14 protein-coding genes are annotated in these 14,106 nt (G+C 64.3%); 7 read left to right on the top strand and 7 right to left on the bottom strand.

Annotated features, from left to right (window positions below):
* Nucleotides 1-105: 105 nt before the first annotated feature.
* On the bottom strand, nt 106-990 hold the full coding sequence (locus HYR72_07095) for a TIGR03619 family F420-dependent LLM class oxidoreductase (GenBank protein MBI1814725.1): 885 nt from the start codon (nt 988-990) through the stop codon (nt 106-108).
* Nucleotides 991-1,288: 298 nt separating this feature from the next.
* On the opposite strand from HYR72_07095, the gene HYR72_07090 reads away from it, so the two are divergent.
* Genes HYR72_07090 through HYR72_07080 form a run of 3 tightly spaced genes read left to right on the top strand, consistent with a single transcriptional unit; the run spans nt 1,289 to nt 4,438 of the window.
* Entirely contained in the window at nt 1,289-2,533 is a 1,245-nt protein-coding gene (locus HYR72_07090; protein MBI1814724.1) for a CoA transferase, read from the top strand.
* Entirely contained in the window at nt 2,533-3,756 is a 1,224-nt protein-coding gene (locus tag HYR72_07085; protein MBI1814723.1) for a CoA transferase, read from the top strand. The genes HYR72_07090 and HYR72_07085 overlap by 1 nt, the downstream gene beginning before the upstream one ends.
* A 4-nt stretch (nt 3,757-3,760) precedes the next feature.
* A complete protein-coding gene (locus HYR72_07080) occupies nt 3,761-4,438 on the top strand; it encodes a cysteine hydrolase (protein ID MBI1814722.1) in 678 nt (225 codons plus the stop codon).
* A 63-nt stretch (nt 4,439-4,501) separates the two neighbouring features.
* On the opposite strand, the gene HYR72_07075 is transcribed toward HYR72_07080, so the two are convergent.
* The 5 genes from HYR72_07075 to HYR72_07055 all read right to left on the bottom strand — a co-directional run bounded on the left by HYR72_07075 (nt 4,502) and on the right by HYR72_07055 (nt 9,596).
* Complete coding sequence (locus HYR72_07075) at nt 4,502-5,842, bottom strand: DUF1329 domain-containing protein (protein MBI1814721.1); 1,341 nt, start codon at nt 5,840-5,842, stop codon at nt 4,502-4,504.
* A gap of 117 nt (nt 5,843-5,959) precedes the next feature.
* Nucleotides 5,960-6,874: a hypothetical protein gene (locus HYR72_07070; protein MBI1814720.1), complete on the bottom strand. Its 915-nt coding sequence runs from the start codon at nt 6,872-6,874 to the stop codon at nt 5,960-5,962.
* Between the two features lie 178 nt (nt 6,875-7,052).
* Nucleotides 7,053-7,358 carry an antibiotic biosynthesis monooxygenase gene (locus HYR72_07065; protein ID MBI1814719.1) on the bottom strand — a complete coding sequence of 102 codons (306 nt, stop codon included), beginning with the start codon at nt 7,356-7,358 and terminating at the stop codon, nt 7,053-7,055.
* 8 nt (nt 7,359-7,366) lie between these two features.
* Complete coding sequence (locus HYR72_07060; protein MBI1814718.1) at nt 7,367-8,170, bottom strand: enoyl-CoA hydratase/isomerase family protein; 804 nt, start codon at nt 8,168-8,170, stop codon at nt 7,367-7,369.
* A gap of 262 nt (nt 8,171-8,432) precedes the next feature.
* Complete coding sequence (locus HYR72_07055) at nt 8,433-9,596, bottom strand: amidohydrolase (protein MBI1814717.1); 1,164 nt, start codon at nt 9,594-9,596, stop codon at nt 8,433-8,435.
* Between the two features lie 83 nt (nt 9,597-9,679).
* On the opposite strand from HYR72_07055, the gene HYR72_07050 reads away from it, so the two are divergent.
* The 4 genes from HYR72_07050 to HYR72_07035 all read left to right on the top strand — a co-directional run bounded on the left by HYR72_07050 (nt 9,680) and on the right by HYR72_07035 (nt 13,636).
* The gene (locus HYR72_07050) at nt 9,680-10,390 is read left to right on the top strand and encodes a Crp/Fnr family transcriptional regulator (protein ID MBI1814716.1); all 711 of its coding nucleotides are present in this window, start codon (nt 9,680-9,682) and stop codon (nt 10,388-10,390) included.
* 124 nt (nt 10,391-10,514) lie between these two features.
* Nucleotides 10,515-11,291, top strand: a complete 777-nt coding sequence (locus HYR72_07045) for an SDR family oxidoreductase (GenBank protein MBI1814715.1) — start codon at nt 10,515-10,517, stop codon at nt 11,289-11,291.
* A gap of 330 nt (nt 11,292-11,621) precedes the next feature.
* Nucleotides 11,622-12,746 carry an amidohydrolase gene (locus HYR72_07040; GenBank protein MBI1814714.1) on the top strand — a complete coding sequence of 375 codons (1,125 nt, stop codon included), beginning with the start codon at nt 11,622-11,624 and terminating at the stop codon, nt 12,744-12,746.
* Nucleotides 12,743-13,636, top strand: coding sequence for an EamA family transporter (locus tag HYR72_07035; protein MBI1814713.1), 894 nt, complete (start codon nt 12,743-12,745; stop codon nt 13,634-13,636). The genes HYR72_07040 and HYR72_07035 overlap by 4 nt, the downstream gene beginning before the upstream one ends.
* On the opposite strand, the gene HYR72_07030 is transcribed toward HYR72_07035, so the two are convergent.
* Nucleotides 13,627-14,103 (bottom strand): nuclear transport factor 2 family protein, encoded by a 477-nt coding sequence (locus HYR72_07030; protein ID MBI1814712.1) that lies wholly within the window; start codon nt 14,101-14,103, stop codon nt 13,627-13,629. The two genes, HYR72_07035 and HYR72_07030, sit on opposite strands and share 10 nt — an antisense overlap.
* Between the last annotated feature and the right edge of the window lie 3 nt (nt 14,104-14,106).

Genomic DNA, 14,106 nt, shown 5'->3' with positions numbered 1-14,106 from the left:
CGTCGCCCCTACAAGGAACAGGGAATCTGTTGACCCCTCGGAATCCGCTGCCAATCGCGAACTCGGGCCATGTCGTAGCGACTTGTGAGACACAACCCGGGGAGCCTACGCGTACCGCGGTATCACGTTACTCGCGAACCATTGCATGCGTTCGAGCAGCTCTTCGAGGCTGCGATTGGCGAGGCCGATGTGGAACGACGTTGCGCCGGCTTCGCGCCACGCCTCGATCACGCCGCAAGCGCTGTCGACTGTTTCCGTCACCGCGATCGTTAGTGGCGCCACGAACTCGATCGCGGTGGTGCGCCCCGCCTTGGCGGCAACGTCGCGCGCATACGCCACCGACTTGGCAAATTCGTCGGGGCCGAGTTGCCATGGAATCCAGCCATCGGCATAGCGCGCCGCGCGGCGGACCACGGCCGGTGCGTTGCCGCCGACCCAGATCGGTGGCCGCGGGCGTTGCGTTGGGCGGGGCGCGATCATTACATCCGCAAAGCTCAACGTCGCGCCGTTGAAGTGCGCCACGTCCTGCTCCCACGCCGCCCCGATCGCTTGCAGATACTCGTCGGAGATCTTGCCGCGTTGCTCGTACGGCGCGCCGAGAATCTTGAACTCCGGTTTCAGGTGGCCGCTGCCGACACCGAGGATCACGCGGCCGTTCGATAGATGATCGAGCGTGCCGAATGCTTTCGCGACGATCAGTGGATGCCGATACGGCAGCACGACGACGTGTGACAACAGGCGCACGCGCGTGGTGACGCCAGCAAGGAAGGCGAGCGTGACGGCCGCGTCGTACCACGGTGCGCCCATCGCATCGACGCGCGAGCGCGGAACCAGGACGTGATCCGAGCACGAGATGTGCGCGAAGCCGAGGCGGTCGGCCCCTTCCGCGATGCGCACCAGATCAGCGCTGCTCGCCGATGCTTCCCACGGCTGCGCCCGCATCGGCACTTGCTGCACGATCGGTAGCCCGAGACCAAACGGGATTGTCACGACAACCTCCTTAGTTCGATTGACTCGCCGGCGTAGGTGCTGGTTCGCTACCCTGATGTGACATCGAGGGATTCACCGCAGAGCACGCGGAGAGCGCCGAGCCATAGAGCGGGAAACCACGAATGAGCCCAACGAAAGTCCCTTGCCAATGAGGTGAACAAAAGTGCTCGAATACTCTCGGGGCGACCCTCTCTCTGCGATCTCCGCGCTCTCGGCGGTGAGTCTTTTGTCTCATCAGGGTTGACTCACAAAGCGAACGCTTGTTAACGTCCGCGCCTCGATCGAGTCAAGCGCACCAATGCACATCACCGGCGGCAATCTCGACGGCTTTCGGATTCTCGACCTCACCAGCGAAGCGGGATTCCTCGCCGGTAAGCTGCTCGGCGAGCTGGGCGCAGACGTGATCAAGATCGAAGCGCCGGGCGGTGACGCCGCGCGGCGACGCGGGCCGTTCGTCGGGGGTCGCGACGATGGCGAGCGTTCGGTGCTGTGGCTCGCGCTCAACACCAGCAAGCGCGGGATCACGCTCGACCTCGATTGTGCGCGCGGCCGCGAGATTTTTCTCGTACTCTGCGAGCAGGCCGACGCGGTGATCGAGTCGGCCGGTCCTGCCGATCCAACCTCGCTCGCCGCGCGTGGCCTCAGCCATGAGACGCTGCGCGCGCGGAATCCACGGCTGGTCGTGTGCAGTATCAGTCCATTCGGGCAGAGTGGTCCCTACAGCGCGTATCGCGGCTCTGATTTGATCGCGGTGGCCACCGGCGGCAACATGTATCCCACCGGCAATCCCGAGCGTGCGCCGGTGCGCTGCTCGCTGCCGGTGTCGCACTACCACGGCGGTATCGAAGCCGCGGTCGGCGTTGCGTTCGCGCTCTACGAACGCGAGTTGAGCGGCGAGGGGCAATTCGTCGACGTGTCGCTGCAAGAGGTGATGTTGATCCCGAACATGACCAGCCCGACGCAGTTCCCGCTCACCGGCTTCAAGGGCGGCCGCGTCGGCGGCGGCTTTCGCGGCAACAAAGCGTTCTTCCACGAACTGTGGCCGTGTCAGGACGGCTACGTGTCGTTCGCACTGCGCGGCGGCCCGGCTCGCATTCCGGGCATCATCGCGCTGGTGAAGTACATGGATGAATGCGGCATGGCGACGGCGGCGCTCACGGATCGCGATTGGGCGAAGTACAACCACAACCTCATCACGCAACCAGAAGTCGACGCAATTGAAGCGGCGTTGGGCGCGTTCTTCCGCTCCAAGACGATGCGGGCGCTCTTCGAGGCCGCGTGCGAACGCAACCTCATGCTCGCGCCCGCGTACACTGCACGCGAGATCGCAGCGTCGCGCCAGCTGGCGGCGCGCGAATTCTTCGTCGACCTCGACCACCCGGAACTTGGCGCGACGATCAAGTTTCCGGGGGCATTTGCGAAATCGAATCTGACGCCGGTCGGCATTCGCCGCCGCGCGCCGCGTTTGGGCGAGCACAACGCCGAGGTCTACCGCGCACTCGGCCTGGATGCCGACGCGTTGGCCGCCGAGCGAGTGATTTGATGCGGCAATTGTTCGAAGGCCTGAAGGTCTTGGAGTTCGGCGGCGGCGCGGCCGGGCCATTCGGCACGCGCTACTTCGCCGATCACGGGGCGACGGTCGTGCGCGTCGAGTCGCGCCAGCGCCCGGATTTCGTCCGCCTGCTGCGCTACGTGCCGGGTGATCCCGCTGGGTTCGACGGCAGTCACATGTTCGCGATGGTGAACGTCAACAAGTACGGCATCGCGCTCAACATGAGTCACGCCAAGGGTCCGGAGATCGCGCGCCGGCTGGTGCAGTGGGCGGATGTTGTGGCGGAGAATTTTGCGCCGAAGGCGATGGCGAAGTGGGGACTCGACTACGAGTCGCTGCGCCAGCTCAAGCCCGACCTTGTCATGATCAGCACGTGTCTGAACGGGCAGACCGGCCCCGACCGCAATTATCCTGGCTTCGGCGGTCAAGGCTCGGCGATCTCGGGTTTCAACCATCTCACCGGTTGGCCTGACCTCGAGCCGCTCGGTCCGTACGGAACCATCACCGACTCGCTGTCGCCGCGCTTCGTGGCGTTGCTGGTGGCGTCGGCGCTGGTGCACCGCAAGCGCACGGGGCAAGGGCAGTACATCGACCTCGCGCAAGTCGAAGGTGGCGTGGTGTGCTTGAGCGAGAACATCGTCACCTACACCGCGACCGGTGAAACGTTGGAGCGGATCGGCAATCGCTCGCGGCATGCTGCGCCGCACGGTGCGTTTCGCTGCGCGCCGAAAGGCGATGACGACGATCGCTGGGTGGCGATTGCGGTCCACAGCGACGACGATTGGCAGAAGTTCCGCCACGCGCTCGGTGATCCGTCGTGGGCGGCCGATGCGCGGTTTGAGACGGGATCTGGCCGGATCGCGCATGTCGACGAGCTGGAGGAAAAGCTGACGACGTGGACCCGCACGCGTTCCGCCGAGGACGTGATGACGACGCTGCAAGCGGCAGGCGTGGAAGCTGGTGTGGTGGCGAACTTCGAGGATCTCGTCAACGATCCGCAGTTGGCGCATCGGCGCCATTTCCGCGAGGTCGAGCACCGCGTGATCGGCAAACACCTCGCCGAGACCAACGGCCTGCGCTTCTCGCGCACCCCCGAAGAGATCCGCATGCCGGCACCCTGCCTCGGCGAGCATAGCGAGTACGTCTATCGTGAGTTGCTCGGCATGTCGGCAACAGAGTACGACGCGCTCAGAGCCGACGGCGTGTTCGAGTAAAGAGATGGACGACACACCAGTCACCACTCGCGACTCACGACTCACCACTCACGACTCACCACTGACCATCGACCCCGATCGCGCCGCGCTGTGCATCGTCGAGATGCAGAACGACATCGTGCACGAGTCGAACCTCGAGAAGCGCGGTGTCGGTGGCGTGTTGGCTGCGCAGGTGCAAAGGCGCGGTGTGATTCCCAAACTGCAGGCGCTGATGGCGGCCGCGCGCACACGCGGTGTGCCCATCATCTACATCAACTTTTGCGGCAAGCCGGGATTCCCGCGGCCCAACACCGCGCTGCACCGCCGCACGGGACGCCAGCCGACGCTGATCGAAGGCACGTGGGGCGTGCGAATACATGAAGCCCTGTCCGCGCAGCCGGAAGACTTCGTGCTCGAACGGACCGTCGGCGTCGATGGCTCGTACGGCACGCAGCTCTATCCCGTCCTGCGGATGCTGAAACGCACAACGATGATGATGACGGGCGTGTCGACCAATCTCGCGGTCGAAGGCATCGTGCGTGCCTCGGTGAATCGCGGCTTCGATATGGTGGTGGTCGAAGATTGCTGTGCCAGTTATCCCGACGAGTGGCACCGCTTCTCGATCGAGAACATCATGCCGCTGCTGGCGACGGTGACGACATCAGAAGCGGTGATTGCGGCACTCGCTAGTCAGATGCGGTAGGAGCGCCATCGGCGCCCCTACCGCACAACAACTGCAGGGAAAAGACGGCGAGAACGAGCGCCTCTACTTCCCGAAGCGCGACAGCGTCGACATATCGAAGAACGTCGGGTCGATCGGGACGCGCGTGTCGCTGGCCGGCTCCTTGAGCGGCGCGAGGGTTCCCGCGGTGGTGGCGCGGTTCATCTTCACATTTTCGGCAACGCGGTAGCCCATGTTGGACCCAATCAAGTATTCCACGCCGCCGTCGGGGCGCGTGTACTTGTGGCGGAGGAACGTCATCACCTGCAGCGTGTTGAGCAGATCACCGCTCCAACTGAACTTGCGATTCCACGCGCCTTCGTAGGTCTCCTTGTCGATGAAGAGTTCGATGCGGCCGTAGAGGTAATACTTGTCCTTCGGCGTCGCCTCGATCACCCAGAACGCTCGCTTGGCGAGCACGGGGGCCACCGGCGCCCAGCCGATGCCCTTGAAGTTCGGATCTTCGTAGCCGAAGGTCAGCACATCCTTCGGCCACTTGGCGCGCCAGCCGCCGTTGGGTAGCCAGATGATGTTCGACTTGCCGGCGAGGCTGAGCGGATCGACGAAGCGATACTGATCCTTCTCGCCGACCAACTTGAAGTTGAAATCTTCCGGCTTGCCATCGAAGAACGGTCCGTCGTCCTGACTCATGTCGGAGCCCAAGAAGCCATCAGAGCGATTCGCGGGGCTGACGGCGCGCACTCGCCGCAGCGCGGGGACGTAGACCCAGTTCGAGTCGCGCTTGGCCGGATCGCGGTAACGCCAGGTGAGCGCGGTGGTGCCGTTCAAGTCGGTCGGCGTCATCGCCGTGGCGAGGAACTGCATGCTGAAGTTCTGCGGATTGGGTTTGCGATAGCGGTCCCCCTGGCCGTCGTAGAAGAGGAAGCTGATGTCCTGCGTGGTCTTGCGATCGAGACCGTTGGGCTTCACCCAATTCAACTCGACGGTCGAATGGATGCTGCCGAGGATATACCAGCCGCCATACACGTAGTTCCACAAGACCTGCGTCCCCGCGGTAGGATCGGCGGGATCGATCTTGGGAAACGGAAAGCCGAGGATCATTGGCGGCTGCTGGCCGGTCGCGGCATCGACGACGGTGCCGTTGGTGTCGATCTTGTATTTGCCCGCGTTGGTTTCGGTGGCGGCGAGGAACTCGGGATCGAACTTGAACAGACCGTTCGGCCAGTCCGCTATCGTGGTGTTGAGGTACTCGCCGGTTTGATAGTGCCTGAGGATCTCCGGCGGCAGCAAGCCGTCGGCAAGATTCGCGTTGGCTTGGGTGAGAACATCGCCCGCCTTGAGCCCGGCGGACGAGCTATCCGCCCAGGTGATGCCGGCGACACTGAGAACGACGACGAGCACGCACGCTTGCACGACACGATTCATAGCGTACCTCCTTCAGGGCGGCGCCCCGCCCGTGCGGTGTTTCAGACACTCAGGCTGTACGCCGAGCGGGATTCGCCTGTCAATGAAAATCGTATCGAAGACCGTTGCTGCGCCGCGTTAGGCGGCGCGCACGCGGATGCTGCCGCCGCTGGTGCGCAGGCGCAGGGCAGCGCCGCCGCCGTTGATGGCGGTGACGACGTGGCGCGAGCCAACGTCGCCGACTGGTTGCAGCGGCGGGGCGACTTCGACGTGCCCGCCGCGGGTCTGAGCGTCGAGGTTGGCACCAGCGCCGGCCGGAAATTGCACCTCGATGCTGCCGCCAGAGGTTTCGAGGCTGCCCGCCGGCGGACCGACGAAACTGGCGAACACGCTTCCACCGCTGGTGGTGGCGTCGACGCTTTCGCCCGCTTCGCGCACTTGAATACCGCCACCGCTGGTGCGGGCGCTGATTTGCCCGGTGACTCGGCTGATAGCGATCGAACCGCCGCTGGTGTTGGCTTGTACGTCACCGATGACATCGGCGACGTCGATCTTGCCGCCCGAGGTGTCGACGCGTAGGTCGCCCTCGACTTGTGCGACGCGGATCGACCCGCCGGAGGTGTGCAGCGCGACCGTGCCTTCCGCTCCTTCGAGTTGAATGGCGCCGCCGCTGGTTTCGCCAATGATGCGACCGGAGAGATTGCCGAGATCGATGCGCCCGCCGCGGGTGCGAATGTCGACCGAGTAGGCGCGCGGCACCCAGGCGCGCACCAGCACGCGCGGACCGAAAGGCCACATCGTCCAAGTCGCCCCTTCACCGGTCAGCCGGACGTCGTTGCCACTACGCAACAGATCGAATTCGAAGTTCCATGCCGCCCAGCCGAAGGCGCGAGCCTCGATGCGCACCTCGCGGGCATCGTGCGACGTGACTTCAACCGCGCCACGATCGAGTTCGATGTAGAGCGTCCCCCCGGCATCGACTTCGAGCGTCTCGTTGAGTTCGTTGGGGGCATCCGAACTGTCAGCTACTAAACCGGACTTGGGCGTTCGCATGGCGGATCTCTCGCTCTTTACGAACTCAGCAACCGGCGTACCGACGGCGGGGCTGATGCCCGCGCCTACATTGGTGTGATCGAAGAGTGCCCGCCGCAGTCTTCAGGCTGCGCGTCGGCGCACCGCTGTCGTTGCGTCCATGCGTTGGCATCCAGGTCAGCGCCGGCACGCGCCTCGACTACTTCGGCCGGTCGAATCGGTAGGAGCGAGCGATGTCGGCGACCTCGACTTGGAAGTACTCGTACCACTTGTCGCGTCCGAGCCGTTGGGCGACTACATGACGCAGGTCATCGCTCCACGCGCGCAGCGTGTCTTGCGATTCCCAATGAATGATCGCGACGTGCTCGCCATCGGCGGCGGTGAAGGATTTGAAGTCGATGAATCCCGCCATTGTACTGGCGCGCGCGAGCATCTCGTCGGCCATCGCGCCGTAGTCGGCACCGGCTTCGGCGGTGAGCAGTGAACGAAAGAGTACGACGACCATGGCAGCCCTCAGCGCGCTTGCCAACGCGGCTTGCGCTTCTCGACGAACGAGCGCGGACCCTCGCCGTGATCTTCGGACTGCTCGACGATCTCGAGGTAGCCCGCCGCGATCTCCTCGGCTTGCGGGATCGGCAACCCGAGCCCCTGCAGAATCGCCATCTTCGTGCCCCACACCGCCAGCGGCGAGTTAGTGAGGATCATGCCGGCTAGTTCGCGCGCCCGCGCCATCAGCTTGTCGTGCGGCACCACCTCGGTCACCAAGCCGACTTCGTAGGCGCGCTGCGCGCTCATACGCTCGCGGCTGCCGAGCAGCGCCATCCGCAGCGCCACAGCCACCGGAACTCGCCGCGCCATGTTCACCATCTCGTGCGACGACACGTAGCCGATCGACACGTGTGGATCGACGAACGAGGCCTTCTCGGACGCGATCGGAATATCGGATTCGCTGACCAGATCGAGTGAGAAGCCGGCGACCACGCCGTTGACCGCGGCGATCACCGGTTTGTGGACGCGCTGGCGGCGCGGCGTCGGCAACTCGACGATACCTTCGATCATCGCCAACTCGCGCCAGCGATCGGTTTTCGTAAAGCCGCCGCTGGCGAGCGACTCGACATCGGCGCCGCTGGAGAACGCATCGCCCGCGCCGGTGATGATCGCGACCCAAATGTCCGGATCGGTCTTCACCCGCCGCCAGCACTCGCGCAGCTCGTCTTTGAGTTGCTGGTTCATCGCGTTCTTCCGCTCCGGCCGGTTGAGCGTGATGGTGGCGATGCGGTCGCTGACGTCGAAGAGGATGGTTTCAAACTCCGCCATGATGACTCCTCAGTGCGGTTCACCCTAGCCTGAGCCCGCGTGGAAAAAAAGAAGAAGGGCGCGCCGCCGTACACCCCCTCGATACGCGGTCCCTCGATACGAAGCCTTCGGCTTCTACTCGGGGTTGCTACTCGGGAAAACGGTTGTTCCTTTCAACGGGCTCTTAAAACCCGTTTGCCCGAGTAGATCGCGAAGCGATCGTATCGAGGGCCTTCGTGTACAAAGCCACCCGCGGTTGCAGACTATGGCGTGCTCGATTGGGTTACGCCAGCTTGTACAGCTTCGCCGCGTTGCCGGCGCAGATTTGGTAGCGCTCGTCAGCGGGCACGCCGTCGAACATCTCGTTGGCGACGCGCTTCGAGTACGGCCAGTCGCAGATGTGATGCGGGTAGTCGGTCGACCACATCATGCTGTTGATGCCGACCGCGTGGCGATTGCGCACGCCGTAGAAGTCGCGCACGAAGGTCAGCGACCAGTTGCGATGGAAGTACTCGCTCGGCAGCATCGCCAGATCGACCTGCGCCCAGCCGCGGTTGCGCCAGTAGCGGTCGTCCATCTGTTCGAGGAAGTAGGGTACCCAGCCGGCGCCAGCCTCGACCGAGATGAACTTCAGCTTGGGGAACTTGTCGAACAGCCCGGAGAGAATCGTTTCGGCGATGATGATCGGCATGTTGTCCAACCCAGCGCAGGAGTAGCCGACGACGGTCTTCTGCCCGCTAGTGAGCAGGCCGGTCGCTTCCGAGATGCCGGTGGTGATCTTCTGCTGCGCGGCATTGGCAGCCTGCTTCGACGCCACGCCGAGATGGATGCTCACCGGCATATCGAGCTGCTGGCATTCTTCCCAGAAGGCGTTGTCCTCGACCGACAGCGAGGTCGCGCCGCTCGGCCAACTCGACAAGATGACGCCGCGCATGCCCATTTGCTTGGCGCGCCGCATCTCGGCGATCATCGCTTCGACGCCGACGTTGGGCATCTGCGCCAAGCCGATCAGCCGCTTCGGATCTGGCGCCATGTAGTCCTTCGCCATCCAATTGTTGTAGGCCTGGATGCCGGCCTTGTGGAATTCATTGTCGTCATCGAGCATGAAGTGGCGCATGGTGCGCTGCGACGGGTAGAGCACTTCCGCGTTCACGCCGTCGGTGTCCTGCTCCTTGAGGCGCACGGCGCCGTTGAAGGCACCTTGGTTGATCTTGTCGTACTTCGCGCCGGTCCACTTGAAGGCGTCGTAAGTGCGGCCGGGATAAGTGGTGACGAGACCGAGCGGCACTGGCGGCGTGCCGGGGCGGTACTGCCACGCGTCGCCGCCTTCGGCGTCCTTCACCAGCTTGGGCGCGCGCGGCATGAATTCTTTGCTGAGCCACTTCTCCCACAGATTGGGGGCTTCAACGATATGGGAATCGGCGGAGATCAATTGATACGAGCTCATGGGCGGAACCTCCTTGGTTGCGAATCGGGTTGCGATGTTTATGCGCTTCGAGTACGGGAACGGCAAGCTGTCGTCGGTGACGGATGTCACACCCACTGGGAACCGCGGGGGATCCGAAGGTCCGCGCCCGCATCGCCATCGAATCCGGCCTCGATCGCGCCACGGTCGACGCGCTGCTGAGCGCCGCCACCATCCGCTACTTCGCGCGCGGCACCTCGGTCTACCCACAAGGCACGCATCGCGGCAGCATCTTCGTCGTGCTGAGCGGCGCGGTGAGCGTGTCGATCGGCCTGCCGCGCGGCACGCGAATTCTGTGCGCCTTCTATCAACCCGGTGCGATGTTCGGTTTCCCGATCGTCGAGACCGAGCGGCCACGCCTGAGCGCCGCCAACGCCTTTACCACAGCGACGCTCGCCGTCGTGCCGCGGCGCGAGTTCGAGCGACTGATCGGCGGCCTGGCGCCGCCGCTGGTGCTGCGCTTCTTCAACCGCGTGCTCGAACGGCAAGCGCGTTTCGCGATGCGCTTGGTGCACTGCGTGGCGCTCGACCTGCGTGGCCGCTTGGCGCTGACGATCCTCGATCTCGCCGCCAGTTTCGGCGTGCCTGAACCCAACGGCGTCCGCGTGCAGCTCCCGATCACGCACGTCAACCTCGCCGAGATGGTAGGCGCGTCGCGCGAGCGCGTGAGCAAAGGCATGGCGGCGCTGATGGCGGACGGGCTCATCTCCTACGCGCGGCAGGCGATCACCGTGCTCGACGTGAAGCGGTTGGAGCGGCTGATGGCGGATGGCTGAGTGGCAGGTGGCTGATGGCGAATGGCAGATGGCGAATGGCCAGATCCGGATTCCTTGCCATCAGCCACCGGCCATCAGCGGTTGGCACATAGTGGTGTAACAACACGACACACGGAGGCACAAAATGACAGCGCGATTGGCCGGTAAGACAGTCCTCATCACCGGCGGCGGCTCGGGCATCGGCGAGGCGACGGCGAAGCGGTGCGCGGCTGAAGGCGCGCGCGTGGTGATCGCTGACATCAACGACGAGGGCGCGCAACGGGTCTCGCGCGAGATTGACGGCGAAGTCTTGGTCGCGCATACGGACATCGCCCAACCGAAAGAAGTCGAGGAGCTGATTCAGCACACCATCAAAACCTTCGGACGGCTCGACGTCGTGCACAACAACGCCACCAGCGGCGACATGGGCTTCATTGCCGATCTCAGCGTCGAGGCGTGGAACCGCACCATCGCCATCAACTTGACTGGCTACTTCCTCACCAGCAAGTTTGCGCTGCCGCTGATGATCGAGCAGGGCGGAGGCGTGTTCGTGAACATGTCGTCGGGAGTGGCGGTGTCGGTCGAGCACGGCCTCGGCGCGTACGCGGCCGCCAAGGCCGGTATCATCAGCTTGACGCGGTCCGTTGCCGTCGAGTACGCGAAGCACAACATCCGCGCGAATTGCATTCTGCCGGGCGCCATCGCTACGCCGCCCACCCTCATGTTTGCGAACGCCGTCGAGGGTGCGCGCGACCGGATGATCAACGCCAACCCATTGCGTCGACTCGGCCAGCCTGAGGAAGTCGCGAACATGGTGGTGTTCCTCGCCTCGGACGAGGCATCGTTCATCACCGGCCAAACGTTCATCGTCGACGGCGGTGCGATGGCGACACACAACATCGGCTTGATGAGTGGCGAATGACCTTTCCAAATTCCGCCCCCTCCCCCTCTGGGAGACTGTCGCTTTTCTCAAGGCACGTCCTTCGAGACGCCGCCACAAGAACGGCGGCTCCTCAGGACGAACGGTTCTGTTGTTGTCTTCAAAGAACGTTTCCGCTCGCCCTGAGGAGGCCCCATCTTTTCGGGGCCGTCTCGAAGGGCCGTCCCCCTGTTTGTCGACACTCTCTCTGGGAGAGGGATGGGGTGAGGGCAATGAAGACATCGCTGATGCTTCTACACCCTCATCCTGATCCCGACCTTCTCCCCGAGACAGAGAGAGCTTCTTGCGAAGCGTAAAATCCGGGAGGCGCCAATGAGTAATACGCCCCGCCCCTTCGTTATTGACGCCGACGGTCACATCGTCGAACCCACCTCGATGTGGGCCGAGTACGTCGAGCCGGCCTATCGAGCGCGCGCGCCGCGTCCCGCCCTCGATGAGCGCGGCCATCCCTGCCAGGTGATCGACGACCGCATCATCATGCGGCACGCGATGCTCCTGACCTTCGGACCCGAGTACAAGCTGGAAGGCAAGACGTTTCAAGCCGGCGGCTGGGATCCGCAGGCACGCCTGCGCGACATGGACAGCGAGGGCATCGACATCGCCGTGCTGTATCCGTCGATTGGATTCTACATACCCGAGCTGAACGACGTGCCGCTGATGGCCGCGCTCTGCCGCGCGTACAACAATTGGCTGGCCGACTACTGTCGCGCTGCTCCGGATCGACTGGTTGGCGTGGCGCTGCTGCCCTTGCACGATATCGACGAGTCGATTCGCGAGCTGACACGCGCCACCGAGCAACTCGGATTCCGCGGCGCCTTCTTTCGCCCCAATCCGCACGCGGGGCGTCCGATCCACCACCCGGCGTACGACCGTTTCTGGGAATGCGCCGCGTCGCTGGGCGTGCCGATTGCGGTGCACGAAGGCCTCTCCGATTCGTTGCCGACGCTCGGGCGCGATCGCTTCGAGAATCCCGCCTTGCTGCACGTGCTGTCGCATCCGTTCGAACAGATGGCCGCCTGCGCGGGCTTGATCATGACCGGCGTGATGGATCGCCATCCGAGTTTGCGCTTCGCGTTCCTCGAATCGGGCTCGGGCTGGTTACCCTACTGGCTCGAACGGCTCGACTCGCACTTCGACACCTGGGAAAAATTCTTCCCGCTGCTGCGCCTGAAACCGTCGGAGTACTTCAAGCGCCAGTGCGTGATTTCCACCGAGCCGTCGGACGAGATCGTCGATGCGGTGGTGCACCACGTCAGTGACGAGTGCGTGGTGTGGGCGTCGGACTATCCGCACCCCGATGCGCACTTCCCAGGCGCGGTGACCAAGACGCTCGCATCGATGGCGAACATCGCGCCGGCGTCGCGCGACAAGATCCTCGCCACCAACGCGGCGCGAGTGTACGGAATCACGCTGCCGGCGCGTGAACGGGCGCGGTGAACCGCGCCGTCACAGCACCGGCCCCGCACGCGTGGTCACGCGTGCAGTTGCTCGCCGCGGCCGCGTTGTTCTCCACCGGCGGCGCGGCGATCAAAGCTTGTACGCTGACGAGCTGGCAGGTCACCGCGTTTCGCTCGGTAGTGGCGGCGGTGGCCGTGTTGATCTTTCTGCCCGGCGCGCGCCAGCGCTGGACGCCGCGCATTCTCGCCGTCGGCGCCGCCTACGCAGCGACGATGATTCTGTTCGTGACCGCGAACAAACTCACCACGGCGGCGAACTCGATCTTCCTGCAGTCGGCCGCGCCGCTCTACATCGTCCTGCTCGGTCCGCGATTGCTGGGCGAGCACATGCGCGCGCGCGACGTGTTCTACATGATCGCGGTGGCGCTCGGGCTGGCCATGTTTTTCATCGGCATCGAGCCGTCGTCCGCCACGGCGCCGCATCCGCTCGCGGGCAACGTCGTCGCGACATTGAGTGGAGTGAGCTGGGCGTTCACGGTGCTCGGTTTCCGCTGGCTCGCGCGCGCCGAGCATGCGGGGTCGGAGATGCCCACCATCGTCGCCGGCAACGCGATCGCGTGCGTCGCCTGCCTGCCGTGGGCGCTGCCGATCGTGCACAGCACGGCGGCCGATTGGATGGTCGTCGGTTACCTGGGCGTGTTCCAGATCGGTCTCGCGTACCTCTTCATGGCCAGCGCGATCCGTCACGTGCCGGCACTCGAAGCGTCGCTGCTGTTGTTGCTCGAACCGTTGCTCAATCCGCTGTGGGCATGGTTGATCCAAGGCGAGCGGCCGGGCGCGTGGTCGCTCGGCGGCGGCGCGCTGATTCTGTTGGCAACGATGGTGAAGGGATGGGTCGATGCTCGCGTTGCCAGCACCGATCAAGCGTGATCGAGCGCGTCGCGGAACACCTGTTTGGCGTCATCGGTGCCAAGCAGCCGCGTGACGCGGCGAGTGATCAGCCACGCCCCGTTCTGTTTGCTCAACTCCCAACGATTGAAGCTCACGCGATAGATGTGGGTGCCGGCGCGGGTGTTGAGATACACACGCGAGTAACCTGTCGCCGTCGCGCGCTCACCGCTGACCTCGACAATGGCCGGACCGATTTGATGCGCGCAGTGCCCGACCATCGATTGATGCCGCTCACCGCGGATCATCGCTTTGACCGCGTCGCGCCCCTCCATCAGTCCGACATCGACGTCGTAGATACCATCGGGTGAGAACACGGCGGCGCTGCGCTCCGCGTCGCCGATGTCGACCGCGAGCCCGTAACCGACGATCAAGCGATGAATCGCCAGCTCGTCTTCGAGTGCTTGGACACGCTGCGTGAGCGCATCGATGCGCGATTCGAGCGTCATCAC

Source organism: Deltaproteobacteria bacterium (assembly GCA_016178705.1).
Lineage (GTDB): Bacteria > Desulfobacterota > Binatia > HRBIN30 > JACQVA1 > JACOST01.
The sequence above is the reverse complement of the archived record's forward strand: the minus strand, read 5'-3'. Positions and strand labels throughout refer to the sequence as shown.

Excerpts from the sequence above, each read along its gene's own strand:
- HYR72_07090 (MBI1814724.1), top strand. The coding sequence starts at position 1,289 with ATGCACATCACCGGCGGCAATCTCGACGGCTTTCGGATTCTCGACCTC.
- HYR72_07085 (MBI1814723.1), top strand. The coding sequence starts at position 2,533 with ATGCGGCAATTGTTCGAAGGCCTGAAGGTCTTGGAGTTCGGCGGCGGC.
- HYR72_07080 (MBI1814722.1), top strand. The coding sequence starts at position 3,761 with ATGGACGACACACCAGTCACCACTCGCGACTCACGACTCACCACTCAC.
- HYR72_07075 (MBI1814721.1), bottom strand. The coding sequence starts at position 5,842 with ATGAATCGTGTCGTGCAAGCGTGCGTGCTCGTCGTCGTTCTCAGTGTC.
- HYR72_07070 (MBI1814720.1), bottom strand. The coding sequence starts at position 6,874 with ATGCGAACGCCCAAGTCCGGTTTAGTAGCTGACAGTTCGGATGCCCCC.
- HYR72_07065 (MBI1814719.1), bottom strand. The coding sequence starts at position 7,358 with ATGGTCGTCGTACTCTTTCGTTCACTGCTCACCGCCGAAGCCGGTGCC.
- HYR72_07060 (MBI1814718.1), bottom strand. The coding sequence starts at position 8,170 with ATGGCGGAGTTTGAAACCATCCTCTTCGACGTCAGCGACCGCATCGCC.
- HYR72_07055 (MBI1814717.1), bottom strand. The coding sequence starts at position 9,596 with ATGAGCTCGTATCAATTGATCTCCGCCGATTCCCATATCGTTGAAGCC.
- HYR72_07050 (MBI1814716.1), top strand. The coding sequence starts at position 9,680 with ATGTCACACCCACTGGGAACCGCGGGGGATCCGAAGGTCCGCGCCCGC.
- HYR72_07045 (MBI1814715.1), top strand. The coding sequence starts at position 10,515 with ATGACAGCGCGATTGGCCGGTAAGACAGTCCTCATCACCGGCGGCGGC.
- HYR72_07040 (MBI1814714.1), top strand. The coding sequence starts at position 11,622 with ATGAGTAATACGCCCCGCCCCTTCGTTATTGACGCCGACGGTCACATC.
- HYR72_07030 (MBI1814712.1), bottom strand. The coding sequence starts at position 14,103 with ATGACGCTCGAATCGCGCATCGATGCGCTCACGCAGCGTGTCCAAGCA.